The following is a 25385-nucleotide window of genomic DNA, read 5'->3' on the forward strand; positions in this document are numbered from 1 at the left end:
GGACTTTTCGATGAGCATGGCCGAAAGCCTTGTGCGCTGGCGCTACCGCCTGCTCCCCGACCATGTGGTCGGGGAGATCCTGACCAAGAAGTGGATCGACAGCGTCATCCCCTTCACCGCGCTGGTCATCCTGTGCGCGATCTTCGGCTCGATCGTACCGGGCTTCTTCGATGTGACGACGCTGACCAATCTCAGCGGCCAGACCGCCGAGCTTGGCCTGGTCGTGCTCGGCATGACCATCGTGATGGTGTCGGGCGGCATCGATCTCTCGGTCGGCTCGACCTTCGCGCTGGCGGTGCTCGTCACGCTCTACGGCATGAATGTCGAGCAGTGGAGTTTCGGAACCGGCCTGCTGGCCTGCCTGGGTCTCGGCGTCGCCTGCGGCGCCATAAACGGCTTCCTGGTTGGCTTCCTACGCATGCGGGCGTTTCTCACCACGCTGGTCACGCTCATCATCTACCGCTCCACCTTCGACATCGTCTTCCCGCATGTCTCGACGGCGATCGTCACCAGCGGGCCGGATTCGCCGACCTATGATTTTCTCGGCTTCGGAACGGTCTGGGGCGTTCCAACGTCCTTCGCGGTCTTCGTGGTCATCGCGATCGCGATCCACCTGGTGCTGTCGCGCGCCCGCTACGGCTGGCGTCTGTTCGCGGTCGGCGGCGCGCGCCGTTCCGCCTACAATGCCGGCATCAATGTGCGCTTCACCCTGTTCAGCGCCTATGTTCTCTGTTCGGTGCTGGTCGCGCTCTCCGGTTTCTTCTTCTCGGCCCGCATCGGAAGTGCTGCTTCCGACATCGGCACCGGTCTCGAATTGCAGGTGCTGACCGCGACGGTGCTCGGCGGCATCTCGCTTGGCGGCGGGCGCGGCTCGGTCGCCAAGGCGCTGATGGGCACGCTCTTCGTGCTCGTCCTGTCGAACAGCCTGCTTGCGCTCGCCGTGCCCGGCCCGGTCAATTATCTGATCCTCGGCGTCGTGCTGCTACTCTCGGTCATGCTCGACGTGCGCTGGGTGAAGAACCGCCACAAGATCCTGCGCAGCGTCTACATCTCGCCGACCTTCGCCAAGATGCCGCAGGCGATCTCGACGGCGCCCGGCGCGCCGATGGCCGTGAACGACCGGCTGAAGGTTGTCGGCGTCATCGGCCTCGGCTTCCTCGACGGCGCCGAAGATGTGATCTTTGACCGGCAGGACCGCCTCTATACCGGCAGCCGGCAAGGCGACATATTGCGCTTCCAGCCGCCGCACTACACCGAGAGCGAAGTCTTCGCCCATATAGGCGGCTCGCCGCTCGGCATGGCCTTCGACCGCGACGACAATCTGGTCATCTGCGTCGCCGGCATGGGCCTCTACCAGGTTTCGCCAGCGGGCGAGGTGAAGCTGCTCACCGCCGAGACCAACCGTTCGCTGACATCGGTGGTCGACGACTCGACCATGAAGCTTGCCGACGACTGCGACATCCTCCCTGACGGCCGCATCGTCTTTTCCGAGGCCACGGTGCGTTTCGAGATGCACGACTGGTATGCGGACGCGCTGGAGAGCCGCGGCAACGGGCGCATCATCGTCCACGATCCCAACTCCGGCTCGACGCGCACGCTGCTGTCGAACCTGGTCTTCCCGAATGGCATCTGCACCGCCTTCGACGGCCAGTCGGTGTTGTTCGCCGAAAGCTGGGCCTGCCGCATCAGCCGCTACTATTTCGACGGTCCGAAGAAGGGCAAGGTCGAGCGCGTCATCGAGGGGCTGCCCGGCTATCCCGACAATATCAACCGAGCCTCCGACGGCACCTATTGGCTGGCGCTGATGGGCATGCGCACGCCGGCGCTCGACCTGTCGCTGGAAATGCCCGGCTTCCGCCGCCGCATGGCGCGGCGCGTGTCGGAAGACGCCTGGCTGATGCCCAATCTCAACACCGGCTGCGTGCTGCGCTTCGACGAGAAGGGCCAGATCCTCGAAAGCCTATGGGACCAGGCCGGCGAGAAGCATCCGATGATCACCTCGATGCGCGAGCACAAGGGCGTCCTCTATCTCTGCGGCATCTTCAACAACCGCATGGGCACCCTTCCGCTGAAGGGGGTCGACCCCAACTGGTTCAGCTCGGATTCCTACTGGGGCAAAAAGCCATGAGCGCCGTCAGCCGGCTTTTCGATCGCTTCCTTGGCCGTGGCGACTGGGCGGTGACGGTACCGACGCTCGACGGGCCGCTGCTGCCCAACCAGGAACTGGAAGAGGCAGAGACTTTTGCCGGCCTCGTTGACGCCGACAATCTGGTGCGGACTGAAAAGGGCATGCTGGCGAGCAGCGCGAACCTGCTGATGCGTTTCGGCGCCGACGGCAAGGCCGAGGTCCTGCAAGAATTTCCGGGCGAGATCACCGCGCTCGCCCATGCCCGCGGCATGACCGCTTTGGCCATCGACGGCAAGGGCGTCGTCATCCGCGGCGGCCTGCATGACGGGCGCGAGGCGACAGGCGACGAGGACCGCAGCCTGTCCTGCGTCACCGCTCTCACCTTCCTCGACAGCAACACTCTGCTGGTGGCCAACGGCTCGGCCTCCCTGCCGGCGAGCGCCTGGCGCCGCGACCTGATGCAGAAGAACGCCTCCGGCTCGGTCTGGCGGCTCGACCTGAAAAGCGGCCGGCTGGAGCTGATCCGCGACGGCCTTGCCTGGCCGGCCGGCATCGCCACGACGGGTTCGAACCGCGTCTACGTCACCGAAGCCTGGCGCCATCGCGTGCTGGCGATCGACCTCGCCAGCAAGGCGACATTGCCGGTGCTGGACCATCTGCCGGCCTATCCGGCGCGCATCGCACCCGCCTTCAACGCCGGCTACTGGCTGACCTTCTATTCCGTGCGCAACCAGCTGGTGGAGTTCATCCTGCGCGAGGAGGCCTACCGCAAGCGCATGCTGGCGGAGGTGCCGGAGGACTATTGGATGGCACCGTCGCTCTGCTCATGGCGCGACTATCGCGAGCCGATGCAGGGCAGCCAGCTCAAGCAGATGAATGTGCTCAAACCTTACGCGGTCACCAGATCCTACGGGCTGGTGGTCCATTGCGACCACAACATGAAGCCGCTGTCGAGCTTCCACTCGCGCGCCGACGGCACGGTGCATGGCACTCTCAGCGCCTGCGAGGTTGACGACGACCTGCTCGTCGCCTCGCGCGGCGGATCGAGGATCGTGCGCCTGGCCAGGGCCGCCGGCGGCAAGCGAGGTTAAGCGATGTCGTACGCCAACATCATCGAACTGAAGGACGCGACCAAGGCGTTCTCGCGCATCCCGGCGTTCAAGAACGTCAATTTCGACCTGCGCAAGGGTGAGATCCACGCGCTGCTGGGCGAAAACGGCGCCGGCAAATCGACGCTGACCAAGGTCATGGCGGGCGTGTTCAAGCTGACCGAGGGCAAGCTGTTCTTCGACGGCAAGGAGGTGTCCTTCTCTACCCCCGCCGAAGCGCTGCGCGCCGGAATCGCCATGGTGTTCCAGGAGACCAACCTGGTGCCGGCCATGACGGTGGCGCAGAACCTCTATCTCGGCGAGGAGAAGATGTTCAACCGGCTGCGCGGCCTCTACATCCAGGCGCGGCAATTCCTTGCCGGCATGGGGTTCCAAGTCGACCCGACCGCGCAGGTGAGCACGCTGGGCGCCGCGCACAAGCAGATGGTGGAGATCGCGCGCGCCGTCCATCACAAGGCGCGCGTCATCATCTTCGACGAGCCGACCGCGACGCTGACGCCGGAAGAGAAACGCCATTTCTTCAACTTGTTGCAGCGTCTGGTGAAGGAAGGCATCGCCATCATCTTCATCACCCATGCGCTCGAAGAGGCGCTCGCCGTCGCCGACCGCATCACCGTCATGCGCGACGGCGAGATTGTGGCTTCGGGGGAGGCCAAGGGCTTCACCCGAGCCTCCATCGTTCAGGCCATGGTCGGCCGCACGCTCACCGAAACGCTGCATGGCGAGGTCAAGCGCACTGCGCGGCCCTATGGCGACAAGGTGCTTTCGGTCGAGAACCTCTCCTGCGCCGGCCTTGTGCGCAACTCGTCCTTCTCGGTGTTCTCGGGCCAGGTCACCGGTATGTTCGGACTGGTCGGCGCCGGCCGCACCGAAATGGCCAAGGTCGTCGCCGGGCTGCTGAAGCGCAACATCTTTCATGGCGGCGAAATCCGCCTGCTCGGCAAGTCGGTGCGCTATCGCGTGCCCCGGCCAGCGGTGCGCGACGGCATCGTCTATGTGACGGAGGACCGCAAGTCCGACGGTTTCTTCGAAACCATGACGGCGGGCGAGAACCTTCAGATCGGCGAACTGACGGACAAGTCCAACCCGGTGTCGATCGTGTCCCTGGCGCGCGCCAGGGAACTCGCCAAGCAATGGGGCGAGCGTCTGAGGCTGAAGCAGATCAGCGACCGCGCCAGGATGATCGAGCTCTCCGGCGGCAACCAGCAAAAGGTCGTGATCGCCAAATCGCTGATCCAAAGGCCCAAGCTGGTGATCTTCGACGAGCCGACGCGCGGCGTCGATGTCGGTGCGATCGTCGAGATCCATCAGCTCATCAGCGACCTTGCCGACCAGGGCATGGCCGTCGTCGTCATCTCGTCCTATCTGCCGGAAATCCTTGCGGTTTCCGATCGCATCCTGGTGGTCAAGCGCGGCCGCGTGGTCGAGGAGATGATGCTGTCTGACGCAACTGAGGAACGCGTCATGTTCGCCGCTGTCCACTGACCGGGAAATAAATTTGTTGGCTAAACCAGGACCGGCGCCTGAGCCGGCCTATTGCCTTGCAATCACTTCCGCGTCTGAATAGGTCAGGAGGCTCAGATCACCTGCCCGAGCGGACATGTCCAGCATCAACCTCAAACTTCTGCAGACGTTTCTGCTTGCCGCGGAAAACGGCAGCTTCCGGCGTGCGGCCGAAGAGAGCAACCGCTCGCCGTCGGCCGTCTCCATGCAGATACGCGACCTCGAGGAGCAGATCGGCATCTCGCTGTTCATCCGCACGGCGCAGCGCGCCAGCCTGACGCCGGAAGGCCAGGTGCTGTTCGAGGAGATCGCCAATGCAATGTCGCAGGTGCAGACCAGCCTCGACCGGCTGACCGAGATCGCCGCGCGCCGCAAGGGCAAGGTGCAGATCGCCTGCGCGCCGACACTTGCGGCGAGCCGCCTGGGCGACATTCTGGCGACATTCAAGCTGCGTTATCCGCGCTCGATCGTCGAGGTCATCGAGACCCCGCCGCAGGGTGCACTTGCGCTGTTGCAGCAGCAGGAGGTCGAGTTCTACATCGGCCCCGAACTGCCGAACCTCAACGACTTCCAGTTCGAGTCGATCCTCGACGATCCGCTGATGGCCTGCATTCCGACGGAGACCTATGGCGGCGAAAAGAAGCTGCCTCTGTCAGACCTGAAACGCTTCCCACTGATCCTGCTCAACCGCAAGACAGCGGTGCGCGGCCTGCTCGACCGGCTGACGGCGGCGGAAGGGATCGAGCTCAAGCCGCAATACGAAGTCGAAAGCGCGCAGACGGCGGTGGCGCTGGTGTCGTCGGGGCTGGGCGTCTGCGTCGTGCCCGGCATCGCCATCTCACGCAACGACGAGCGCATGCGGGTGGTGCCGATCGACCATCGCGACGCGCACCGCGCCGTCGGCATCATCACCGCGCGCGGCTATGTGCACCACTCGTTTTCCGAACAGTTGATGAACCTTATCCGCACCAACCTGCGCGAGCTGGCGGGCTGATCTGCTGGAGCGCTTCGCAGATTGGGGCAAACGCTCTTTCCTTCGTCATCCTAGGGCGAAGCAAGGAGCGAAGCGACGCGCGCAGACCCTAGGATCCATTCCGTAACGTCAGTCGAAGAACACAGCGGTCCAGAATGGTAGAGGCTCAATTTGACAGCTAACATCCATCTATGACCGGTTATGTCTACATGACCTCAAGTAAGAAGCGTGGCACGATCTATATCGGCGTCACCAATGATCTTGGCCGCCGCATGCCCGAACACAAGTCCGGGCAAGGGTCACAGTTCACCAGTCGCTACGGCGTGCAGCGGCTAGTCTGGTATGAGGAATACTTCGATATCACCGATGCTATTCAGCGGGAGAAATCGCTGAAGCGCTGGCTAAGGCAGTGGAAGATTGACCTTATTGAGAAAACAAATCCAAATTGGTTTGAGCTTTTCCGCGGAACGGGGTGGTGAGCCTTCTGCATCGTTGCGACGCTTCGAGGCAACGGAATGGATCCTAGGGTCTGCGCGCGTCGCTTCGCTCCTTGCTTCGCCCTAGGATGACGAAGCTACGTGCGCCTGCACAGAACGCCGCCATTCGCAGGCCGGCCTCACCTGAATATCAATCCGTCTGGATCCAGACCGCTTTGGTCTCCAGATATTCATGCAGATGCTCGACGCCGCCTTCGCGGCCGTAGCCCGACATCTTCATACCGCCGAACGGCACGGCCGGATCGATGGCGTGGTACATGTTGACCCAGACCGAGCCGGCCTTGACGCGGCGCGCGAGCTTGTGCGCGGTGCCGAGATGGGTGGTGAAGATGCCGGCCGCCAGGCCGTAGGGCGTGGCGTTGGCGCGCGCGACGGCCTCGTCCAGCGTGTCGAAGGGCATCGCCGAAATGACCGGACCGAAGATCTCTTCGCGCGCGATGGTCATCTTGTCGGAGACTGCGCCGAAGACGGTCGGCGCGATGAAGTTGCCACCGTCATAGAGCGCACCCGTCAGCCTTGAGCCGCCGGCGACCAGCTTGGCGCCTTCGTCGCTGCCGGCCTTGATAAAGCCTTCCACCTTGCCGGCCTGCCTTGCATTGATCAGCGGGCCGATTTCCGTCTCCGCCTCGATGCCGTGGCCGATGCGCAGCTTGCCGGCGAACTCCGCGACCCGGCGCACGAACTCGTCATGGATCTCGCGCGCCACGAACAGGCGCGAGCCGGCGATGCAGATCTGGCCGGAATGCACGAACACCGCCATTGCCGCGACCGGCACGGCCTTGTCGATATCGGCGTCGCGGCAGACGATGATCGGCGACTTGCCGCCGAGCTCCAGCGAAACGCGCTTGAGATTGGCGACGCCGGCGCGGGCGATCGCCTGGCCGGTCAGCGTCGAGCCGGTGAAGACGATCTTATTGACATCCGGGTGCTCGGCCAGCCGCGCGCCGGCCTCGGCGCCGGTTCCGGTGACAATGTTGACGACGCCGTCGGGGACGCCGGCTTCCTGCATCAGCTTCGCGATCAGAAGCGGCGTCAGCGACGCATCCTCAGACGGCTTCAGCACGATGGTGCAGCCGGTGGCGAGGGCCGGCGCGATCTTCCAGACCGAGGCTGCGGTCGGCGCATTCCAGGGAATGATCGCGCCGACGACGCCGACCGGCTCGCGCCGGGTGAAGGTTACGATCTCGCCGGGGATGGAATTGTCGATCGCCTCGCCATGCAAAGCGGTCGCCATGCCGCCATAGAAGCGCAGCATGCCGATGACGCGGCGCCGGTTGGCCAGCGTGCGCGTGATCGGCAATCCCATGTCGAGCGTGTCGGAGACGCTGAGCTCTTCCCAATGTCTTTCGAAAAGGTCGGCGATCCTGAGCAGCACGCATTGCCGCTCGTAGGGCGAGAATTTCGACCAGGGCCCCTCGAACGCGGCCCGCGCCGCGGCCACCGCCGCGTCGATATCGGCGGCTCCGCCGCGCGGCACGGTCGCCAGCACCTCGCCGGTGGCCGGGTTCAGGGCCTGCATCACCTCGCCGGACTGCGCCGCGACCCACTTGCCGCTGATGAACATCGGCCGGAATTCGCCATGGTAGAGCGTCGTGGCCTTCACCCTCGGGTCGAAGTTCAGCGTCATCGTCTCCTCCTCACGAATTCCGAGGCGACTATTACTCCCGCCTCGGGCGACCTCAAACAAGGAAAGCTAAAAGGGCGTTCAGATAATCGGACTGTGCAACGCGCGCGTCTTCCCCGATGTTGCCGGCAACGGAGGAACAGATATGAGACTTGCTGGCAAGGTCGCCATCATCACCGGCGGCGGATCTGGATTTGGCGAAGGCATCGTCAAGAAATTCGTCGAGGAAGGCGCGTCGGTCGTGCTGATGGATCGCGACGAAGCTGCGGCTGCCCGCGTCGCACGCGAAGCCGGCGACAGGGTGCGGCCGATCACGGGCGACGTCTCGACGCTGGAGAGTTTTACGGCGGCCGCCGACCTGGCGCGCTCGGCCTTCGGCGGGCTCGACATACTCGTCAACAACGCCGGCGTCGCGCAGCCGCCGCTGCCGCTGGAGATGATGGACGAAGGCCTGTTCGACCGTATCGCCAACGTCAATATGCGCTCGATCTTTAACGGCGCCCGCGCGGTGGTGCCGCATTTCAAATCGATCAAGTCCGGCGCCATCCTGAATGTCGCTTCCACGGGCGGCGTCTCGCCACGTCCGAACCTCACCTGGTACAACGCCTCGAAGGGTTGGGCGATCGCCGCCACCCGCGCCATGGCGGTTGAGCTCGCGCCGTTCGGCATCCGCGTCAACGCGATCAACCCGGTTGCCGGCGACACGCCGCTCCTGTCCACCTTCATCGGCTCGGGCGAGGAAAACCGCGCCCGCGTCGTCGCCACCATTCCGATCGGCCGGCTGTCGACGCCGCAGGACATGGGCAATGCCGCGGCGTTCCTGTGCTCCGACGAAGCCAGCATGATCACCGGCGTCGACCTGAATGTCGACGGCGGCAAGTGCATCTGAATATTTGCGGTTCCTGAGGGATTGGCGATGAAGGATGTCTACCAGATCGCGGTCGTGCATGGCGACGGCATCGGCCCCGAGGTCTGCGCCGCGGCCGTTGAGGTGGTGAAGGCAGCGCTCGGGCCGGACTGCCCCTTGCGCTTCACGGAATATCCGGCCGGCGCCGAGCATTTCCTGAAGACCGGGCAGAGCTTTCCCCAGCCGACCTTCGAGGCGTGCCGGGCGGCGGATGCGATCCTGCACGGCGCCGGCGGCTTGCCGGGCGTGGTCTATCCGGACGGCACGGAAGCGGGCCTCGACTTCACGCTGAGGCTCCGTTTCGAGCTCGACCTCTACGCCAATATCCGCCCGATCAGGCTCTTTGAAGGGGTGGCGAGCCCGCTCGCCGGGGTGAAGGCCGGCGACATCGATTACGTCATCCTGCGCGAGAACAGCGAAGGGCTTTACGCCGCGCGCGGGGCAGGGGCGCTGCTGCGCGGCGAGGTCGCGGTCGACACGCTCGTGCAGACGCGCGCCGGGATCGAGCGCATCGTGCGCAAGGCCTTCGAGCTAGCGCGCCAGTCGAGCGGCGCGCCGCGCGACGGCGTGCGGCGGGTGACATGCTGTGACAAGGCCAATGTGCTGCGCAGCTACGCCTTTTTCCGCTCCGTCTTCGACGAGGTGGCGAGAGACTATCCCGACATCGAGGCGGAACATGCGCTGGTCGACGCGATGGCCATGCATCTCGTGCTGAAGCCCGGCCATTTCAACGTCATCGTCAGCGAGAACATGTTCGGCGACATTCTGTCGGACCTGGCGGCGGCGACGGTCGGCGGCATGGGCATGGCGCCCTCGGCCGAGGTCGGCGACGCGAAGGGCTTCTTCCAGGCGGCGCACGGGTCCGCGCCGGATATTGCCGGCAAGGGGATCGCCAATCCCTACGGCACGATCCTGTCGGCGGCGGCCATGCTCGACTGGCTTGGCCGCGGCCATGACGATGAAAGGCTGCTCCGGGCCGCCGAACAGATCCGCCGTGTGACGGAGGCATGCCTGGCGAACGGGCTGCTCAGCGCCGATCTGAAGGGAAAATCATCGACCGCCGAGATCACCGGAAACGTGTGCGACCGGCTCGCGGCCTGAAGCGATGGGGCGGCTCGATCGCTGCGTATCGGTGGAGGATTTCCGCCAGCTGGCGCGTCGCCGGCTGCCGAAATCGGTCTTCGAGTTCGTCGATGGTGGGGCAGGCCAGGAACTGACCCTGCGCGACAACCGCGCCGGCTTCGAGCGCATCCGGCTGCTGCCGCGTGTTCTTACCGACGTATCCCGGCCCGATCTCACCACCACCTTGTGGTCGAGGACCTATCCGACGCCGCTGGTGATCAGCCCGATGGGGTCCTGCGCGCTCGTTCGCCCCGGCGCTGACATCGCCATTGCTTCAGCGGCCGCGGCGCGCGGCATACCCTACACACTGTCGACCATGGCGACGACTGGCATCGAGCGGATGGCAAGGGCGGTCCAGGGGCCGCTCTGGTTCCAGCTCTATGTGCTGAAGGATTTCGATTTCAATCGCCGGCTGGTGCGGCGGGCTGAAGAGTTCGGCTATTCGGCGCTGGTCGTCACTGTCGACCTGCAGACGGGCGGCAAGCGCGAGAAGGACCTGAGGAACGGGATTTCGATTCCGCTCAGGCCTTCTCTGCGACACCTGGTCGAAGGGATCGCGCATCCGGCTTGGTCGCTTCGCCTGCTTCGCGGCGGCCTGCCACGGTTCGAGAATGTCCGTGGTTACCTTGGTGACACCAGCGCGGGGCTGACGATCGCAGCGCGCGTCGGCCGCAATCTCCATGCTGGCTTCGACTGGAACGATTTTCGTTCGATCCGCGACTGGTGGAAAGGACCGCTGATCGTCAAGGGCGTCCTGCATCCGGACGATGCCGCGAGATTGATCGCGGAGGGCGCGGACGGGATCTGGGTGTCCAATCACGGCGGCCGCCAGCTCGACGGCGCAGTCTCGAGCATCGACGCTATCGGGCCTGTGCATGCAGCCGTTGGCGATGGGGTTCCGGTCCTGATCGATTCCGGCATCCACACGGGCATGGACGTCATCAAGGCAAAAGCCCGCGGAGCGATGGCCTCCGCTATCGGCCGCGCCGCCCTGTTCGGAGCGGTGGCCGGACGGGCCGGTGTCGAACGGGTTCTGGATATTTTGCTCGACGGGATCGCGACCGGCCTGAAGCTTTCCGGGGTGCCGAGTTTCCACGAGATTGGTCCGGACTTGATCGCTCCATCGGGTTAACCGGCACCGTCACGGCTCCGTTGCGCCATCCGTCCAGCTTTGCGAAACGCGAGGTTGCGCGAGCCCCAGCCGGCGGCTATGCCCGTCCAGGATTTTCCAGACAAGAGGCAGCCGATGAAGGTCGTTTCCACCTCCAAGTCGCATGGCGGCATCCAGGGCGTCTATTCGCACGCTTCGGAGGTCTGCGCCTGCGACATGACCTTCGCCGTCTTCGTGCCGCCGCAGGCCAAGGACCGGCCGCTGCCGGTCGTCTGGTATCTGTCGGGCCTGACCTGCACGCACGCCAACGTCATGGACAAAGGCGAGTACCGGCGGATGGCATCCGAGCTCGGGCTCGTCGTCGTGTGTCCCGATACCAGTCCGCGTGGACCGGACGTTCCCGACGAAAAGGACAATTGGCAGTTCGGCTGCGGCGCCGGGTTCTATCTCGACGCGACGCAAGAGCCCTATGCGGAAAACTACCGGATGTATTCCTACATCGCCGAGGAATTGCCAGCGCTCGTTGCCGCGAACTTCCCGGTCGACATGTCACGCCAGGCGATCTTCGGCCATTCGATGGGCGGGCACGGCGCGCTGACGATCGCGCTGAAGAACCCGCAGCGCTACCGGAGCTGCTCGGCCTTCGCGCCGATCGTGCAACCGTCGACGGCCGGCTGGTCGCGCCCCGCTTTCGAAAAATATCTCGGAGCGGACGAAAAGAGCTGGCGCGCCTATGACGCGACGCTGCTGATCGAGGACGGCAAGCGATATCCCGAATTCCTCGTCGACCAAGGCACGGCGGATGGCTTCCTGCGGGATGGCCTTCGCCCATGGCTGCTCGAAGAGGCCTGCAAGAAGGCAGGGATCGACCTCATCCTGCACATGCGGGAAGGCTACGACCATTCCTACAATTTCATGTCGACCTTCATGGACGATCACCTCAAATGGCATGCCAGCCGTCTTAAGTGACATCGTCCGCAGAATGCGCGCCCCGCCGCAATCGAATGGTCTATTCCGGGTCACCGGTGACTGAAGGGATTTCAGCGTTCACCTTCCGGTGAGCGCGCGAATTTCCGGCGGAACATTCCTCTTTTCGCGCTGTTAAGCCGAAGCAGCAGCGCGGAAAGGAGTTCCCGCATGGACAATCCGCGATCCACGGCAAGCATAGCCGGCCATCCCATCCACCCCATGCTCGTCACCATCCCGATCGCCTGTTTCGTCGGGACCTTGCTCACCGATATCGCCTATTGGCGGACGGCCGAAATGACCTGGGCCAACTTCTCGGCCTGGCTCCTGACCGTTGGTGTCATCGTCGGCATCCTGGCTGCCATAGCGGGGCTTACCGACTTTCTGGGCGGTCGCAGGATACGCGCTCAGCCGACTGCATGGCTGCATATGGCCGGCAACCTCGTGGTGCTTGTTTTGTCCGTCTTCAACATGCTGATCCACACGCGCGATGCCTGGACATCCGTGGTGCCGACCGGGCTGATCCTGTCGGCGCTGGTGGTGATCATCCTGATCTTCACAGGCTGGCTCGGCTGGGGGCTGGTCTACCGCCATCACGTAGGAGTGGCCGATGAGACGGTTTGACAGCACGACAAGATGGATGTCCGCGGCGCTTTGCAGCGCGATGGCCTTGGGCGTTGCCGGCTGCAGCGACGAGAACACCGATCCGAACGCCCAGATCGGTCCCAATCCGAAACTACCGGAGATAAATCAATACCTGTTCCCACCGATGCATCTGGCCTCGGTGGTCGGCTGGAAAAACGGCGAAAAGCCGACCGTCGCGCAAGGGCTGCAGATCAATGCGCTGGCCAAGGGACTTCAGCATCCGCGCTCGCTTTACGTGCTGCCCGATGGCGACGTTCTGGTGGTGGAGTCCAAGGCGCCGGATGAAGCATCGGTCAAGCGGCCTAAGGACATCGTCATGGGCTGGGTCGAAAGCTGGGTCACCTCCGGCGGCGATACCGGGCCGAGCAACCGCATCACGCTGCTGCGCGACACCAATGGCGACGGCAAGCCGGATTACCAGGGCGTGTTCCTCGACCATCTCAACTCGCCCTTCGGCGTGGCGCTGGTTGGCAACGACCTCTATGTCGCCAACACCGATGCCATCATACGCTATCCCTACCAGCCGGGCGACACCAAGATCACGGCGCCCGGCAAGGTGCTGACGGAACTGCCGGGCGGGCCGATCGATCACCACTGGACGAAGAGCCTGGTGGCGAGCCTGGACGGCTCATTGCTCTATGTCGGAGTCGGCTCGAACAGCAACATCACCGAGAACGGCATCCAGGCCGAGAAGGACCGCGCCGCGATCTGGGAGGTCGACCGCGCCACCGGCCGTTCGCGCATCTTCGCCAGCGGACTGCGCAACCCCAATGGCCTGTCGTTCGAACCTCAGAGCAAGGCACTGTGGACCGTGGTCAACGAGCGCGACGAGCTCGGACCGAACCTCGTTCCGGACTACATGACGTCGGTGAAGGACGGCGCCTTCTATGGCTGGCCCTACAGTTATTATGGCCAGCATGTCGATCCGCGTGTGATGCCGCAGCGGCCGGATATGGTGGCCAAGGCCATCCCGCCGGACTATGCGCTGAGCTCGCATGTCGCGCCGCTCGGGCTTGCCTTCTATACAGCGGACAACCTGCCGCAATCCTATCGCGGCGGCGCCTTCGTCGGCGAGCATGGCAGCTGGGATCGTTCCCAGTTCAATGGCTACAAGGTGGTTTTCGTGCCGTTCAGCGGCGGGCATCCGAACGGTATGGCGAAGGACGTGGTCACCGGCTTCCTCAACGACAAGGGCGAGGCGAGGGGCCGTCCGGTCGGAGTTGCCGTCGACAAATCCGGCGCGCTGCTGATTGCCGACGATGTCGGCAACACGGTGTGGCGGGTCACCGCGGCGGCGCCGGGATCGACGTAAGGAACAGGCTCAATCCTCTGATTTTCCTAAAACGCCCGCATCAGTTTGTCGTAGCGTTTGATCAGGCGCTCGCGCTTCAGGCGCGATAGCCTGTGTATCCAGAAGAGGCCGTCCAACTGATCGATCTCGTGCTGGTGGCAGACCGCCAGCAGGCCTTCGGCATCTTCGAACTGCTCTTGGCCTTCGAGATCCTGGTAGCGAACCCGGACGCGGGCGTGCCGCTCAACCTCTTCGGTGACACCGGGCATCGAAACGCTGCCTTCCGTATGACGGAGCATTTCGGTCGAGGCCTCGACAATCGCCGGATTCACGTAGATCGCCGGTTTTGCGGCAGGAGGCACCTGGATCACGACCAGGCGTTTCAAAATGCCGATATGCGGACCGGTTATGCCCGGCGCCGCGTGCATGGTGTCGACAAGGTCGTCGGCCAGACCGCGCAGGTCGCTGTCGAACAGCTCCACGCGATCCGCGACAGAGCGGAGGAGCGGATCGGGAAATTTTATGATCGGCCGGATTGTCATGTGTCAGCCCACCGGCTTCTGCAGCACGTCGAATTGCGGATTGGTTTCGGAGAAGATCGGCAAGGCGGCGGCGCCGAGCACGGAGGTATCCTTGCCCGCGGCGCCGACCAGGACCCGCGGGGTCGTGCGGGCGCTGGTCGCGCTCACGGAGAGATGGAGCGGTTCGAGCCGGCTGGCCAGGGCCTCGATCACCGGCAGCGGCATGAAGCCGCCGAGCACGACGGTTTCGGGATCGAGCGCCATTTCCAGGATGTCGATCGCCTGCCGCAATGGCTCGACCGCCTCGGCGAGCCATGCCTCGAAACGGCTGTCGCCCTTTGCCAGCATTTTTTCCAGCAGCTCGGGAGAAGCATGGTCGGGATCCGGCAGGTCGAGCCTGTCATAGGCCGCCCGCAGCGAGACATAGCGCTCCAGGCAGCCGCGCTTGCCGCAGCCGCAGGGAAGGCCGCCAGGCCTGACGATGATGTGGCCGATCTCGCCGGCATTGTGGCGGCTGCCCTTGTAGAGATGCCCGTCAAGGAAAAGCCCGGCGCCAAGTCCTGTGCCGATGAACAGATAGACGAAGCTTCCGAGCTTGCGGGCGACGCCATAGAGCCGCTCGCCTATTGCCGCCGCGGTGGCGTCGTTCTCGACGGTGACGGCGATACCGGTCAGCCGTTCCAATTCGTCGGCCACCGGAAAGTCTTGCCAGCCGGGCAGGGCAGTCGGGCCGACCGACGTCATGCCTTCGACGCCGAACGGCCCGGGCATCGCCATGCCGATGCCGAGCAGCCTTTTCCGCTCCAGCCGGGAGGTCGCGATCAGGTCGCTCGAGATCGCGGCCAGCAGCGGCATCGCCTCGGCGGGCGTGGGGCGGTCGACATTTCTCTCGATGCGGGCGCGCATCGTACCTGAGAGATCGCTGACGACGCCGACGGCAAGCTGGTGATCGAGCTGAAGACCGATCGAATAACCGCCATCGGGGTTGATGGAATAGGGCACGGCCGGCTGGCCGCGCGCGCCCTTGAGCGTTGCTTCGGGCCTCAGCAGCCCGGCTTCTTCCAGTTCCTCGACGATGTTGGAGATGGTCTGCGACGACAGCGCCGTCAGCCTGGCGATCGCGGCGCGCGAAAGCGCGCCACTGGTTCGGATGGCTTCGATCACCACACGCCGGTTGTGCGATTTCGCCTGTTCGAGATTGGTGCCGGAGATGGCTTTCTTGAGGGTCATGCGGTCATTGCCAGTCGCCGGAACTGTAGAATGCCACTTCAGAAACTCAAGTTGATTTAATTATGGGCTTAGCGCTCAGCAGTCCGAGGCTTGGGCCAGCGTAGGAGCCTGCATTTCTGGAAATGCAGGTCGCCCGGCGCGATCACCTGGGCGAAGCGCGGCGCGGCAAAATCGGCGGCCAACGGCACCTCCACCAATTGGGCAGGAACGATCTGGCGGCTGACGCATTTTGCTTCGCGTCAACAGCCGAGGGACCCGATGCGCATTGCCCATGTTGCGCCGCTCTATGAATCGGTGCCGCCGAAACTCTATGGCGGGACCGAGCGGATCGTCTTTTACATCACCGAAGCGCTGGTCGAGCTCGGCCACGATGTGACGCTGTTCGCGAGTGGCGATAGCGAGACCTCGGCCAGGCTGGTATCCGCGCGCGATCAGGCCATACGCCTCGACCCGCGGCCGAAGAAATCGGAGATCGCCGCGCATCTGGCGATGCTCGCCGATGTTCGCAAGCGCGCCGGCGAGTTCGACGTCATCCATTTCCATCTCAGCCACTTCCTGCATTTTCCTTTCTTCGAAGAGATCGCGGGGCGGACGGTGACGACGCCGCATGGCCGGCTCGACTATGTGGATCTGGCGCCGGCCTACAAACGCTTCCCGCGTTTCCCGATGATCTCGATCTCGCACAGCCAGAAGCGCGGCCTGCCGGACGCGAACTGGCTCGCCACGATCCATCACGGATTGCCGCTCGACGCCTACCAGCCGACTTATGAGCCGCAGGCGGAAGAACCATATCTCGCCTTCCTCGGACGCCTGTCGCGCGACAAGCGGCCGGACCGTGCCATCGAGATCGCGCGCCGGTCCGGATTGAAGCTGAAGCTGGCGGCCAAGATCGGCGACGACGACCGCGCCTATTTCCGCGACAACATCGAGGCGCTCATCGACGGCGACCGCATCGACTATGTTGGCGAGATCACCGAGGACGAGAAGGCCGAATTCCTCGGCAATGCGGCGGGCCTTTTGTTCCCCATCGACTGGCCGGAGCCGTTCGGCCTGGTCGCGATCGAGGCCATGGCCTGCGGCACGCCGGTGATCGCCTGGGACCAGGGCGCCTTGCCGGAGATCGTCGACGATGGCGTCACCGGCTTCGTCGTGGACAGTGTTGACGCTGCGGTCGCGTCGATGCCGGTGCTTCTCGATCTCGACCGGCGGCAGGTGAGGGCGATGTTCGAGAAAAGGTTCTCGGCGGCAAGAATGGCAAGCGACTATGTTGCTGCCTATATGCGTCTGACCGGCATGCCGGAGGCGAAAGCCTCCTGACCTTCACTGCCTAGAGCCGGATGATTTCAGCTCTGTTCGGCCTGAAATCTGAATCCGGCTCTAAATCAAAGAGACAGAGCATAATGTCGTCCGAAAACCGCTTCACACTTTTCGGCATCATGCTCTAGGGCGGGGGCAAACGAAGAGGTGACGAATGATGGAGCTCGACGAGCGCAAGCTCGATCCTGCCGTAGCCCTTTCTTCACTCGACGAAACGGCGCCGCGCGAACCGCACCGGCTTTTTGCCCTCAAGCAGGGCGACTGCTTCGCCGTCGCCGACGCTTATGGCGACATCAGGGGGGCGGGCGACGGCTTCTTCCGCGACGACACGCGCGTGCTGTCCGAATTCCGGCTGACCATCGGCGGCAGGCAGATGTCGCTGCTCGGCGCTTCGCTCAGCCAGGACAATGTGCTGTTCACGTCGAACCTCACCAACCTGCCGATCCAAAGCGCGGCCGGCCGCGATATCCCGCAGGGCGCGATCCATATCGAACGCGTGAGGCTGATCTGGCAGGATAGGCTGTTCGAGCGCATCACGCTTTCCAACTACAGCCGCGAGCATTCGACGATCACCGCCTCGCTGCATTTCGCCGCCGATTTTCGCGACATGTTCGAAGTGCGCGGCTCGACGAGGGTGAAGCGCGGCACGACGCATGTCGCCAAGACCGACAAGACCTCGGTGCTGCTCGGCTATGATGGCCTCGACGGCCTGCCGCGGCTTTCCGCAATCTCCTTTTCGCAGGCGCCAGACCAATTGAGCGACAATCGCGCCGATTTTCTCATCGCGGTGACCAAGCGCAGCCAGAAAGTGCTCTATGTCGAAGTCGGTCCCGAGGTCGCCGATGCGCCCGACCGCGACCGCTTCCGCGCCGCGGCGGCGCGGGCGCGCTTCGGCATGCGCGCCAAGCGCAGGCATGGCGCCACGGTGCACAGTTCGGGCCGCGTCTTCAACGATTGGGTCGAGCGCGCCCGCGCCGACGTGGCACTGCTCACCACCGAGCTTTCGACAGGACCTTATCCCTATGCCGGCATTCCGTGGTTCTCGACGGCGTTCGGCCGCGACGGGGTGATCTCCAGCCTGCAGATGCTTTGGCTCAATCCCGGACTGGCGCGCGGCGTGCTGGCATTTCTGGCCGAGCACCAGGCGACCGAAACGTCGCCCTTCTCGGATTCCCAGCCGGGCAAGATCATGCATGAGACGCGCAAGGGCGAGATGGCGGCGCTGCGTGAGCTTCCGTTCGGGCGCTACTATGGCGGTGTCGACACCACGCCGCTCTATATCCATCTGGCTTCCGCCTATGCCGACCGCACCGGCGACATGGCCTTTATTGACAAGCTTTGGCCTTCGCTCAAGGCCGCTGCCGAATGGACGGAGGAGGCGAGCCGCGCCACCGGCTTCGTCACCTATCAGCGCGCCGCCGAGTCAGGCCTCGCCAACCAGGGCTGGAAGGACAGTTTCGATTCGGTGTTCCACGCCGACGGCCGCATTCCAAAGGGGCCGATAGCGCTGGTCGAGGTGCAGGGCTATGTCTTTGCCGCCTTTCGGGGCCTGGCGGCGCTGGCGCGCCGCCGCGGCGAATTCGCCGACGCCGAGCACTGGGAGAACCGCGCCGAGGAAATGCGGGTCGCCGTGGAACGCGATTTCTGGCTCGACGACATGAATTTCTACGCCCTGGCCATCGATGGCGAAGGCCAGCCCTGCAAGGTCCGGACGTCGAATGCCGGGCATCTGCTTTTCGTCGGGCTGCCGCAGCCGGAGCGCGCCAGGCTGGTCGCCGACCAGTTGCTGTCGGCGTCCTTCCATTCAGGCTGGGGGCTGAGGACGCTTGCCGACGACGCCGTGTTCTTCAATCCGATGTCCTACCACAACGGCTCGATCTGGCCGCATGACACAGCACTTTGCGGCGTCGGCCTGGCGCGTTACGGCGAGCGTGACAGCGTCGTGCGGCTGATGAGCGGCACGTTCGAGTCGGCCGTGCATTTCAACATGCGGCTGCCGGAACTGTTCTGCGGCTTCACCCGCGCGCCCGGCGAGGCGCCGATCGCTTATCCCGTCGCCTGCCTGCCGCAGGCCTGGTCGGCAGGTTCCACCTTCATGCTGATGCAGGCGTGCCTGGGCCTGGAGATCGATGGCTGGGAGGGCGAATTGCATGTCACTAGACCAAGGCTTCCGATCGGTATCGACATGCTGACGCTTCGGCATCTCAACGTCGGGGACAAGGCGGTCGATCTAACCTTCCAGCGCGTCGGCGACCGCGTCGTCGCTTTCCTGTCCGACCGCCACGAGGGGCAGGTACCGCTTATCGTTCGCACGTAAATAAAGCGCTGCAACCCCGCGTCCAACAATCGAAAAGTGTCGGAACTGATCGCTGGTTCGCGCGTTGCAGACCTAAGCCGGTCTGCCCGTCCGCGGCCGGCACGAACGAAAACAATGAACGGACGGCCGGAGGCAACCTGGCATTTCAATGACACAATACGGCGTCGACCTGCTACTGGTCCTTATTCTCGCAAGCCTCGGACTGTCCGCACTAGCGATTTTCATTTCGATATCCCGGTACCGTCGCAATCATCCAAGAGCGTTGGCTGTGCCGACTTCCGGCGACGACTCCGCCACCGAAGCCGCGCGCAAAGTGCTGCGCGAATTCGAGAAGAACGGGCAGTCGGTGGACGCGGCGCTGGTTAGCTGGTCGCCCGATACCCTGCGCAAGATCCTTGCCGAGGACCTGCCGGATGCGCAGGTCATCGTGGTCTCCAATCGCGAGCCCTATATCCACAACGAAACCAAGGACGGCGAGGTCGAGCTCGTTGTGCCGGCGAGTGGACTGGTCTCGGCGCTCGAGCCGATCACGCGCGCCTGTGGCGGCACCTGGATCGCCTATGGCGGCGGCAGCGCCGACCGGACGATGGTCGACGAACATGACCGCGTGCAGGTGCCGCCTGGCCATCCCTCCTACACGCTGCGGCGGGTCTGGCTGAGCGACGACGAATATCAGGGCTACTATCTTGGCTTTGCCAATGAAGGCCTGTGGCCGCTCTGCCATATAGCCTTCACGCGGCCGATTTTTCGCGAGTCGGACTGGGAAGCCTATGAAGCCGTCAACCGCAAGTTTGCCGACACGGTGGTTGCCGAGGCGCGCAACGAGCGACCGATCGTGCTGGTCCAGGACTATCACTTCGCGCTTCTGCCGCGCATGATCCGCGAGCGCCTGCCCGAGGCGATCATCATCACCTTTTGGCATATTCCCTGGCCGAATTCTGAAGTGTTCAGCATATGCCCGTGGCGCGAGCGCATCCTGGATGGTCTGCTCGGCAGCTCGATCGTGGGCTTCCATACCCAATATCACGCCAACAACTTCACCGAGAGCGTCGACCGTTTCATGGAAAGCCGCATAGAGCGCGCCGATGCCGCCATTTCCTATGGCGGCCAAGTGACGCTGGTGCATTCCTATCCGATCTCGATCGAATGGCCGGACGATCTCCTGAAAGCCCTGCCCAACGTCGAGGAATGCCGGCTGCGCGTGCGCAAGCGCCACAGGATTGCAGTCGGCGCCAAGCTGTGCGTCGGCGTCGAGCGTCTCGACTATACTAAGGGCATCCTCGACCGCTTCCGTGCATTAGAGGAGCTGTTCATTCGTCATCCTGAAATGGTGGGTAAAGTCGTGTTCCTGCAGGTCGCGGCGCCGAGCCGGGGTACGTTGCCGGCCTACAAACAGCTGCACGAGGAATGTCTGCGCTGTGCCGACGAACTCAACCAGCGTTACGGCAGCGAATCCTACCGGCCGGTCGTCATGGTGGCCGAGCATCATTCGCAAGCGGCAGTCTATGAACTCTATCGCGCCGCTGACATCTGTCTGGTCACCAGCCTGCATGACGGCATGAACCTGGTCGCGAAGGAGTTCGTCGCGTCGCGGGACGACGAGCAGGGCGTTCTTTTGCTCAGCACCTTCGCTGGCGCCTCGCGCGAGCTGCTGGAGGCGCTGATCGTCAATCCTTACGACGCGGCGATGATGAGCGAAGCGATGCTGCAGGCGCTGACCATGGGGCCGGACGAACAGCGTGAGCGCATGCGGCGCATGCGCGAGATCGTGCGCGACAATAATGTCTATCGCTGGGCCGGCAGCATGCTGCTCGACGCAGCGCGGCTGAGGAAGCGCGGCGACCTGGATCGAGTCACGGCCTTATACGAACGGCCGGCAGGCCCGACCGGCGACAATGTCGTTTCCATGTTCGAACGCAAACAGGCAGTGGGATTTAGATGAACATCCAGACAGACCTCACCCCGCCGCTTCCCGCGGGACGGTGGGCGCTTTTCCTCGACATCGACGGCACTTTGCTGGAGCACGCGGAACACCCCGACGCCGTCTCGGTCAGCGAGGAGTTGCGTGATCTCCTGCAGACAATCGAGCGGCGGTTGGACGGTGCGCTCGCCTTCATCACCGGCCGCTCGATCGCGGTCGTCGACCATCTGTTCGCCCCCTTGAAACTCCGGATTGCCGGCCTCTACGGGCTGGAGCACAGGCTTCTCCCGGACGGACCGATCGAGGCCGCGGACGAACCGGCGGATATGGCTGCCCTCGCCGATGAGATTGAACTCGAGCTGGCAAGCCAGGCCGTCTATGTCGAACGTAAGGGGCCGGTGCTCGCCATCCACACGAGAGCCGCGCCGCAGCTTCTGGCACGGGCGACGGAGCTGGTCGAGGCAGCGCTTGAGCGCCTGCCCAAGGGCTACCGCGTGATCGCCGGCAATGCCGGCGTCGAGCTGATGCCGCTCGAAGCCGCCAAGGGCGCCGCGATCCGGCGCTTCATGCAGCTCGATCCTTTCACCGGCAGACGCCCGGTGTTTCTCGGCGACGATACGTCCGACGAGAACGGCTTCGAGACTGTCAATGCCGCGGGCGGGATCTCGATTCGCGTCAAGCCGCAGGGCGAGACGGCTGCCCGCTTCGCGATCGAGGATGTCGCCAGCGCGATCGCTTGGCTCGAAGCCAATTTCGGAGACTCGGCAAGCCATGCTGCCAGAGACGACCTTGTCGCCTGACGCAGCAGCCTTAGTTCCTGTCGACGGGTTTCGAGCGCATGCGCGAGACCGTCTCGCGTTCGGCGCGTTTGGAGCGCAGCGGCGGCAGGCCGCGGTCGATGAGGTCCATATCCTCCAGCACCATGTCGCCCATGCGCTTGAAGGCGATGTCGAGGGCGCCGGCGCGATGCGCCGAGCGTAGGAAGCCGGGGAGGTCGCGGACAGGATGGTCCTTGGCCAGCGGCTCTTCCGGAAAGACGTCGCTTGCGGCGACGATGTGGCCGCTCCTCACCGCTTGCATCAACGCGTCGAAATCGACGACGCCGGCGCGGCTGAGCAGGACGAAGGCGGCGCCCTTGCGCATTTTGGCAAAAGAGTCCGCGCCGAGGAAACCCTGGTTCTCGCTGGTGACGGAAGCGACGACGAAGACGAAATCGCTTTGCGACAGCACCTCGTCCAGCGAGGCCGGCTCGACGCCGTTGTCGATGAGGATCGATGGCGGCAGCCACGGGTCATAGACCTTCGTGCGGGTGCGGAAGCCGGTCAACAGGCGGTTGAGCGCGCGGCCGAGATCGCCGAAGCCGATGATGCCGACATCGGCGCCGGAGAGCAGCCGCGCCGTCTGGTTGCCATCGCCGCCCCACAATTCCTTGCCCTGGCGGAACGCGAGGTCGGCGTCGACGATGTTGCGGGCCAAATTGAGCGCCATGGCAAGACCGAGCTCGGCCACCGGTTCGGCAAAGACCAGGCCGGTGGTGACGACATGGATGCCGCGGCCAAACAGCGTCTCATAAGGCATGTTGTTGATGAGGTTGGTCTCGACATTGAAGATGCAGCGCAGCGCCGTCATTTTCTGCAGCGTTTCCGAGGCGATGGGCGGCTGGCCAACGATATAGCGCGCTTCGGCCAGCACATCCGCCGGCAACTTTGCGACGCCTTCCGGCGTTGTCTCGACGATGCGATATTTTTTGCGAAATAGCGCCAGCTGCGGCGGCGTGAAGATCAGGTCCAGCGTACGCGGTTCGGGCGCGCTGATAACCAGCGGCAACGTCTTGTCGGACATGTTTTCCTCCCGGGACGCGATTGGATCGCGCCAATCACATCTTTCCAGTCTTACTCCCGGTGAAACGATTTACAAGAACGAAAAATCGATTTATCGATTGGAGTAGCGCGGCAGTAAAACCAGCTGCCTGCCCTCGGGAGGAGGTCAATGGCGCAACACGAGGCCAAGCAGCGGCGCGCGTCGATCCACGACGTGGCAAGCCATGCCGGCGTGTCCGCGGCCACCGTTTCCAAGGTGCTGGCCGGCGTCACCACGGTGAAGCCTGAAAACGCGCAACGCGTCTTCGATGCTGTCGAGCGCCTGGGCTATCGCGTCGACCCCCTTGCTTCCGACATGCGTCGAGCCAAGCGCCGCATCATCGGCGCCATCATGCCGGAATTCGAAAGCGAGTTCTTCGGCCAGATGGTCACCGAGCTGGAGGGCCTTGCCGAGCAGCGCGGCTACACGCTGGTCGCGGCGTCGAGCCGTGAATCGGAAGCGCGCGAAAAGGAGATCCTGGCCCGCATGCATGACTGGCGTGTTGCCGGCGTGGTGCTGGCGCCGGTGCGCAATGAGCACGGGCCGGCGGCTGCCTTCATGAAAGCCAACGGCATGACCGGCGTGCTGATCGACCGCGTCTTGTCCGACGACGCTTTCGATACCGTTTCGGCCGACAGCGCCGCCGCCAGCGCCGAAGTTGCGCGGATGCTGGTCGGCAAGGGCCACAGCCATATCCTGGTCATCGGCCTTGCCGAGCAGGCGGCGACGGTGCGCGCGCGCCTGGAGGGCTTTCGCTCCCAGGCACTGGCGCTCAATCCGGCGGTCCGCATCGACGTCATCACGTCGGAGGTGAGCGTCGAGCCACTCAGGTCCTCACTGCGCGACTATTTCGGGCAAGGCGAGCGGCCGACCGCCGTCTATTCGCTGCTCTTGAAGGGCACGCTCGTCGCGCTGTCGGAATTCCGTCGCCGCGGCTGGCACTGCCCGGACGATATCTCGCTGGTCGGCTTCGACGACGCCGAATGGATGCAGGTGACATGGCCGGCGATCGCCGCCGTGGTGCAGCCGGTGCACCGGATCGCCAGCGAGGCGATGAACGTTTTGTTTCGCAGGGTCGAGGGCGCCGTGGGACCACCCACGGCACGGCTCGAACCCTGCCAGGTGTTGGAGCGGGAATCCGTTGGCTCGCCAGGCAACGGCCCGTATTCCGGGGGAGGAGACCGACAATAGCCCCCATTGTCGACAACGGAAGGACGCCGGCCTGGCCAAGGCATCCGGCACCCCAGATCAGAAGGAGGACTGGAATGACATCGCTCACCCTGAAGATAAATCGATTTACGCTTGCATTGGGCGTGGCTCTGGCGTTTTCGGCCATCGGCGTCGCCAAGGCCGAGGATGGCGAATATGGCGTGCTGATGAAGACGCTGGCCAATCCATTCTGGGGCGCGATGGCGCAGGGCGTCGCGGACGGCGCCAAGGAAGCCGGGGTGAAATATTTCCAGCAGGCGGCCGAGAGCGACCAGGCGGCCGAGCCGCAGCTCAACCTTTGCAATACGATGCTGGAGCGTAAGCCGGTGGCGATGATCACCGCCGCCATCAACTCCACCAATCTTCTGCCTTGTCTGAAGTCGGCGCAGGACGCTGGCATCAAGATCGTCGACCTCGACAACAATCTCGACCAGGCGGTGCTCGACAAGGAAGGCGTCAAGGTGACCTTCCATATCGGCTCCGACAACATCGCCGCCGGCGCGCAGGGCGCCGAGTATCTAGCCAACAAGCTCGGCAAGGACGCCAAGGGTCCGGTGCTGGTCATCGAAGGCCTCTCCGGCAACATCACCGGCGAGAAGCGCGCCAAGGGCTTCGCCGACAAGCTGAAAGAACTGGCGCCGGGGCTCGAGATTGTCGCCTCGCTGCCGGGTGACTGGGATCGCGGCAAGGCCGCCTCGATCGCCACCGACACGCTGACCGCGCATCCCGACCTCGTCGCCATCTTCTGCGCCAATGACGGCATGGCGCTCGGCGCAGTGGAATCGGTCTATGCGGCCGGCAAGGGCCCGCAGGTGACGATCATCGGCGTAGACGGCAATGTCGATGCTGTGAAGTCGATCAAGGAAGGCCGCCTCAATGCCTCGGTGGCGCAGCTTCCCTATCTCGTCGGCAAGCAGGCGGTGGAGAACGTCAAGAAGGCGCTCGCCGGCGAGAAGGTCGAGGAAAGCATCGCCGTGCCGACCCTGGTGCTGACCAAGGACGTGATCGACGCCGGCAAGGAGCCGATGCTGCAGTATGTGAAGTAGGAAGGAAGGGAATAGGGCAGTAAGGGAGTAGGGCAGTAAGGGAAGTAAGGGAAGGCAAAAGTTGCGCTTCTCAGGCCTGGCTCCTCTA

The 25385-nt window shown here is 64.1% G+C and carries 21 protein-coding genes; 17 read left to right on the forward strand and 4 right to left on the reverse strand.

All coding sequences use genetic code 11. From position 1 onward, the window contains the following. Positions 1–10 precede the first annotated feature (10 nt). The 5 genes from EN862_RS05020 to EN862_RS05040 all read left to right on the forward strand — a co-directional run bounded on the left by EN862_RS05020 (position 11) and on the right by EN862_RS05040 (position 6192). Complete coding sequence (locus EN862_RS05020; RefSeq protein ID WP_127868633.1) at positions 11–2128, forward strand: SMP-30/gluconolactonase/LRE family protein; 2118 nt, start codon at positions 11–13, stop codon at positions 2126–2128. Next, positions 2125–3219 carry a strictosidine synthase gene (locus EN862_RS05025; RefSeq protein WP_127868634.1) on the forward strand — a complete coding sequence of 365 codons (1095 nt, stop codon included), beginning with the start codon at positions 2125–2127 and terminating at the stop codon, positions 3217–3219. Before EN862_RS05020 ends, EN862_RS05025 begins: the two co-directional genes overlap by 4 nt. Positions 3220–3222: 3 nt before the next feature. After that, the gene (locus EN862_RS05030) at positions 3223–4722 is read left to right on the forward strand and encodes a sugar ABC transporter ATP-binding protein (RefSeq protein WP_127868635.1); all 1500 of its coding nucleotides are present in this window, start codon (positions 3223–3225) and stop codon (positions 4720–4722) included. Positions 4723–4837: 115 nt separating this feature from the next. Beyond that, positions 4838–5734, forward strand: a complete 897-nt coding sequence (locus tag EN862_RS05035; protein ID WP_127868636.1) for a LysR family transcriptional regulator — start codon at positions 4838–4840, stop codon at positions 5732–5734. Positions 5735–5904: 170 nt separating this feature from the next. Next, positions 5905–6192 (forward strand): GIY-YIG nuclease family protein, encoded by a 288-nt coding sequence (locus tag EN862_RS05040; protein ID WP_127868637.1) that lies wholly within the window; start codon positions 5905–5907, stop codon positions 6190–6192. Between the two features lie 148 nt (positions 6193–6340). Here the strand turns inward: EN862_RS05040 and EN862_RS05045 are convergent, their stop codons facing one another. Continuing rightward, positions 6341–7837 (reverse strand): aldehyde dehydrogenase family protein, encoded by a 1497-nt coding sequence (locus EN862_RS05045; protein ID WP_127868638.1) that lies wholly within the window; start codon positions 7835–7837, stop codon positions 6341–6343. A 142-nt stretch (positions 7838–7979) separates the two neighbouring features. Between EN862_RS05045 and EN862_RS05050 the strand changes: the two genes are divergently transcribed. The 6 genes from EN862_RS05050 (at position 7980) to EN862_RS05075 (ending at position 13897) form a co-directional block, all read left to right on the forward strand. Continuing rightward, on the forward strand, positions 7980–8723 hold the full coding sequence (locus EN862_RS05050; RefSeq protein ID WP_127868639.1) for a glucose 1-dehydrogenase: 744 nt from the start codon (positions 7980–7982) through the stop codon (positions 8721–8723). A gap of 27 nt (positions 8724–8750) precedes the next feature. Then, complete coding sequence (locus tag EN862_RS05055; RefSeq protein WP_127868640.1) at positions 8751–9842, forward strand: isocitrate/isopropylmalate dehydrogenase family protein; 1092 nt, start codon at positions 8751–8753, stop codon at positions 9840–9842. 4 nt (positions 9843–9846) lie between these two features. Beyond that, positions 9847–10995 carry an alpha-hydroxy acid oxidase gene (locus EN862_RS05060; protein ID WP_127868641.1) on the forward strand — a complete coding sequence of 383 codons (1149 nt, stop codon included), beginning with the start codon at positions 9847–9849 and terminating at the stop codon, positions 10993–10995. A 114-nt stretch (positions 10996–11109) separates the two neighbouring features. Beyond that, complete coding sequence (gene fghA / locus EN862_RS05065; protein ID WP_127868642.1) at positions 11110–11943, forward strand: S-formylglutathione hydrolase; 834 nt, start codon at positions 11110–11112, stop codon at positions 11941–11943. Between the two features lie 168 nt (positions 11944–12111). Beyond that, the gene (locus EN862_RS05070; RefSeq protein ID WP_127868643.1) at positions 12112–12564 is read left to right on the forward strand and encodes a DUF2231 domain-containing protein; all 453 of its coding nucleotides are present in this window, start codon (positions 12112–12114) and stop codon (positions 12562–12564) included. A gap of 16 nt (positions 12565–12580) precedes the next feature. Further along, the gene (locus EN862_RS05075; RefSeq protein ID WP_127868693.1) at positions 12581–13897 is read left to right on the forward strand and encodes a sorbosone dehydrogenase family protein; all 1317 of its coding nucleotides are present in this window, start codon (positions 12581–12583) and stop codon (positions 13895–13897) included. A gap of 26 nt (positions 13898–13923) precedes the next feature. Here EN862_RS05075 and EN862_RS05080 read toward each other — a convergent pair whose 3' ends face one another. Both EN862_RS05080 and EN862_RS05085 read right to left on the reverse strand, forming a co-directional pair. Then, complete coding sequence (locus EN862_RS05080) at positions 13924–14418, reverse strand: peptide deformylase (RefSeq protein WP_127868644.1); 495 nt, start codon at positions 14416–14418, stop codon at positions 13924–13926. A gap of 3 nt (positions 14419–14421) precedes the next feature. Further along, positions 14422–15627, reverse strand: coding sequence for an ROK family transcriptional regulator (locus tag EN862_RS05085; protein ID WP_127868645.1), 1206 nt, complete (start codon positions 15625–15627; stop codon positions 14422–14424). Positions 15628–15885: 258 nt separating this feature from the next. Here EN862_RS05085 and EN862_RS05090 point away from each other — a divergent pair, with 258 nt between their 5' ends. From EN862_RS05090 to otsB, 4 genes are all read left to right on the forward strand, one after another. Then, on the forward strand, positions 15886–16944 hold the full coding sequence (locus EN862_RS05090) for a glycosyltransferase family 4 protein (protein WP_127868694.1): 1059 nt from the start codon (positions 15886–15888) through the stop codon (positions 16942–16944). 154 nt (positions 16945–17098) lie between these two features. After that, positions 17099–19261 carry an amylo-alpha-1,6-glucosidase gene (locus EN862_RS05095; protein ID WP_127868646.1) on the forward strand — a complete coding sequence of 721 codons (2163 nt, stop codon included), beginning with the start codon at positions 17099–17101 and terminating at the stop codon, positions 19259–19261. Positions 19262–19409: 148 nt separating this feature from the next. Beyond that, the gene (locus EN862_RS05100) at positions 19410–21203 is read left to right on the forward strand and encodes a trehalose-6-phosphate synthase (protein WP_127868647.1); all 1794 of its coding nucleotides are present in this window, start codon (positions 19410–19412) and stop codon (positions 21201–21203) included. Beyond that, complete coding sequence (gene otsB / locus EN862_RS05105; RefSeq protein ID WP_127868648.1) at positions 21200–21982, forward strand: trehalose-phosphatase; 783 nt, start codon at positions 21200–21202, stop codon at positions 21980–21982. The genes EN862_RS05100 and otsB overlap by 4 nt, the downstream gene beginning before the upstream one ends. Positions 21983–21992: 10 nt before the next feature. Here the strand turns inward: otsB and EN862_RS05110 are convergent, their stop codons facing one another. Further along, complete coding sequence (locus EN862_RS05110; RefSeq protein WP_127868649.1) at positions 21993–23024, reverse strand: hydroxyacid dehydrogenase; 1032 nt, start codon at positions 23022–23024, stop codon at positions 21993–21995. A gap of 147 nt (positions 23025–23171) precedes the next feature. Here EN862_RS05110 and EN862_RS05115 point away from each other — a divergent pair, with 147 nt between their 5' ends. Both EN862_RS05115 and EN862_RS05120 read left to right on the forward strand, forming a co-directional pair. Then, positions 23172–24233, forward strand: a complete 1062-nt coding sequence (locus tag EN862_RS05115; protein WP_127868650.1) for a LacI family DNA-binding transcriptional regulator — start codon at positions 23172–23174, stop codon at positions 24231–24233. A 74-nt stretch (positions 24234–24307) separates the two neighbouring features. Further along, positions 24308–25297, forward strand: coding sequence for a substrate-binding domain-containing protein (locus EN862_RS05120; RefSeq protein ID WP_245519499.1), 990 nt, complete (start codon positions 24308–24310; stop codon positions 25295–25297). The last annotated feature ends 88 nt before the right edge of the window (positions 25298–25385 follow it).

It is taken from the genome of Mesorhizobium sp. M2E.F.Ca.ET.219.01.1.1 (assembly GCF_004016445.2).
In the GTDB taxonomy this organism is placed as follows: Bacteria; Pseudomonadota; Alphaproteobacteria; order Rhizobiales; family Rhizobiaceae; genus Mesorhizobium.

What these genes read in the sequence shown, in the direction of transcription:
- EN862_RS05020 (WP_127868633.1), top strand. Translation starts at nt 11, where the DNA reads ATGAGCATGGCCGAAAGCCTTGTGCGCTGGCGCTACCGCCTGCTCCCC.
- EN862_RS05025 (WP_127868634.1), top strand. Translation starts at nt 2,125, where the DNA reads ATGAGCGCCGTCAGCCGGCTTTTCGATCGCTTCCTTGGCCGTGGCGAC.
- EN862_RS05030 (WP_127868635.1), top strand. Translation starts at nt 3,223, where the DNA reads ATGTCGTACGCCAACATCATCGAACTGAAGGACGCGACCAAGGCGTTC.
- EN862_RS05035 (WP_127868636.1), top strand. Translation starts at nt 4,838, where the DNA reads ATGTCCAGCATCAACCTCAAACTTCTGCAGACGTTTCTGCTTGCCGCG.
- EN862_RS05040 (WP_127868637.1), top strand. Translation starts at nt 5,905, where the DNA reads ATGACCGGTTATGTCTACATGACCTCAAGTAAGAAGCGTGGCACGATC.
- EN862_RS05045 (WP_127868638.1), bottom strand. Translation starts at nt 7,837, where the DNA reads ATGACGCTGAACTTCGACCCGAGGGTGAAGGCCACGACGCTCTACCAT.
- EN862_RS05050 (WP_127868639.1), top strand. Translation starts at nt 7,980, where the DNA reads ATGAGACTTGCTGGCAAGGTCGCCATCATCACCGGCGGCGGATCTGGA.
- EN862_RS05055 (WP_127868640.1), top strand. Translation starts at nt 8,751, where the DNA reads ATGAAGGATGTCTACCAGATCGCGGTCGTGCATGGCGACGGCATCGGC.
- EN862_RS05060 (WP_127868641.1), top strand. Translation starts at nt 9,847, where the DNA reads ATGGGGCGGCTCGATCGCTGCGTATCGGTGGAGGATTTCCGCCAGCTG.
- fghA (WP_127868642.1), top strand. Translation starts at nt 11,110, where the DNA reads ATGAAGGTCGTTTCCACCTCCAAGTCGCATGGCGGCATCCAGGGCGTC.
- EN862_RS05070 (WP_127868643.1), top strand. Translation starts at nt 12,112, where the DNA reads ATGGACAATCCGCGATCCACGGCAAGCATAGCCGGCCATCCCATCCAC.
- EN862_RS05075 (WP_127868693.1), top strand. Translation starts at nt 12,581, where the DNA reads ATGTCCGCGGCGCTTTGCAGCGCGATGGCCTTGGGCGTTGCCGGCTGC.
- EN862_RS05080 (WP_127868644.1), bottom strand. Translation starts at nt 14,418, where the DNA reads ATGACAATCCGGCCGATCATAAAATTTCCCGATCCGCTCCTCCGCTCT.
- EN862_RS05085 (WP_127868645.1), bottom strand. Translation starts at nt 15,627, where the DNA reads ATGACCCTCAAGAAAGCCATCTCCGGCACCAATCTCGAACAGGCGAAA.
- EN862_RS05090 (WP_127868694.1), top strand. Translation starts at nt 15,886, where the DNA reads ATGCGCATTGCCCATGTTGCGCCGCTCTATGAATCGGTGCCGCCGAAA.
- EN862_RS05095 (WP_127868646.1), top strand. Translation starts at nt 17,099, where the DNA reads ATGATGGAGCTCGACGAGCGCAAGCTCGATCCTGCCGTAGCCCTTTCT.
- EN862_RS05100 (WP_127868647.1), top strand. Translation starts at nt 19,410, where the DNA reads ATGACACAATACGGCGTCGACCTGCTACTGGTCCTTATTCTCGCAAGC.
- otsB (WP_127868648.1), top strand. Translation starts at nt 21,200, where the DNA reads ATGAACATCCAGACAGACCTCACCCCGCCGCTTCCCGCGGGACGGTGG.
- EN862_RS05110 (WP_127868649.1), bottom strand. Translation starts at nt 23,024, where the DNA reads ATGTCCGACAAGACGTTGCCGCTGGTTATCAGCGCGCCCGAACCGCGT.
- EN862_RS05115 (WP_127868650.1), top strand. Translation starts at nt 23,172, where the DNA reads ATGGCGCAACACGAGGCCAAGCAGCGGCGCGCGTCGATCCACGACGTG.
- EN862_RS05120 (WP_245519499.1), top strand. Translation starts at nt 24,308, where the DNA reads ATGACATCGCTCACCCTGAAGATAAATCGATTTACGCTTGCATTGGGC.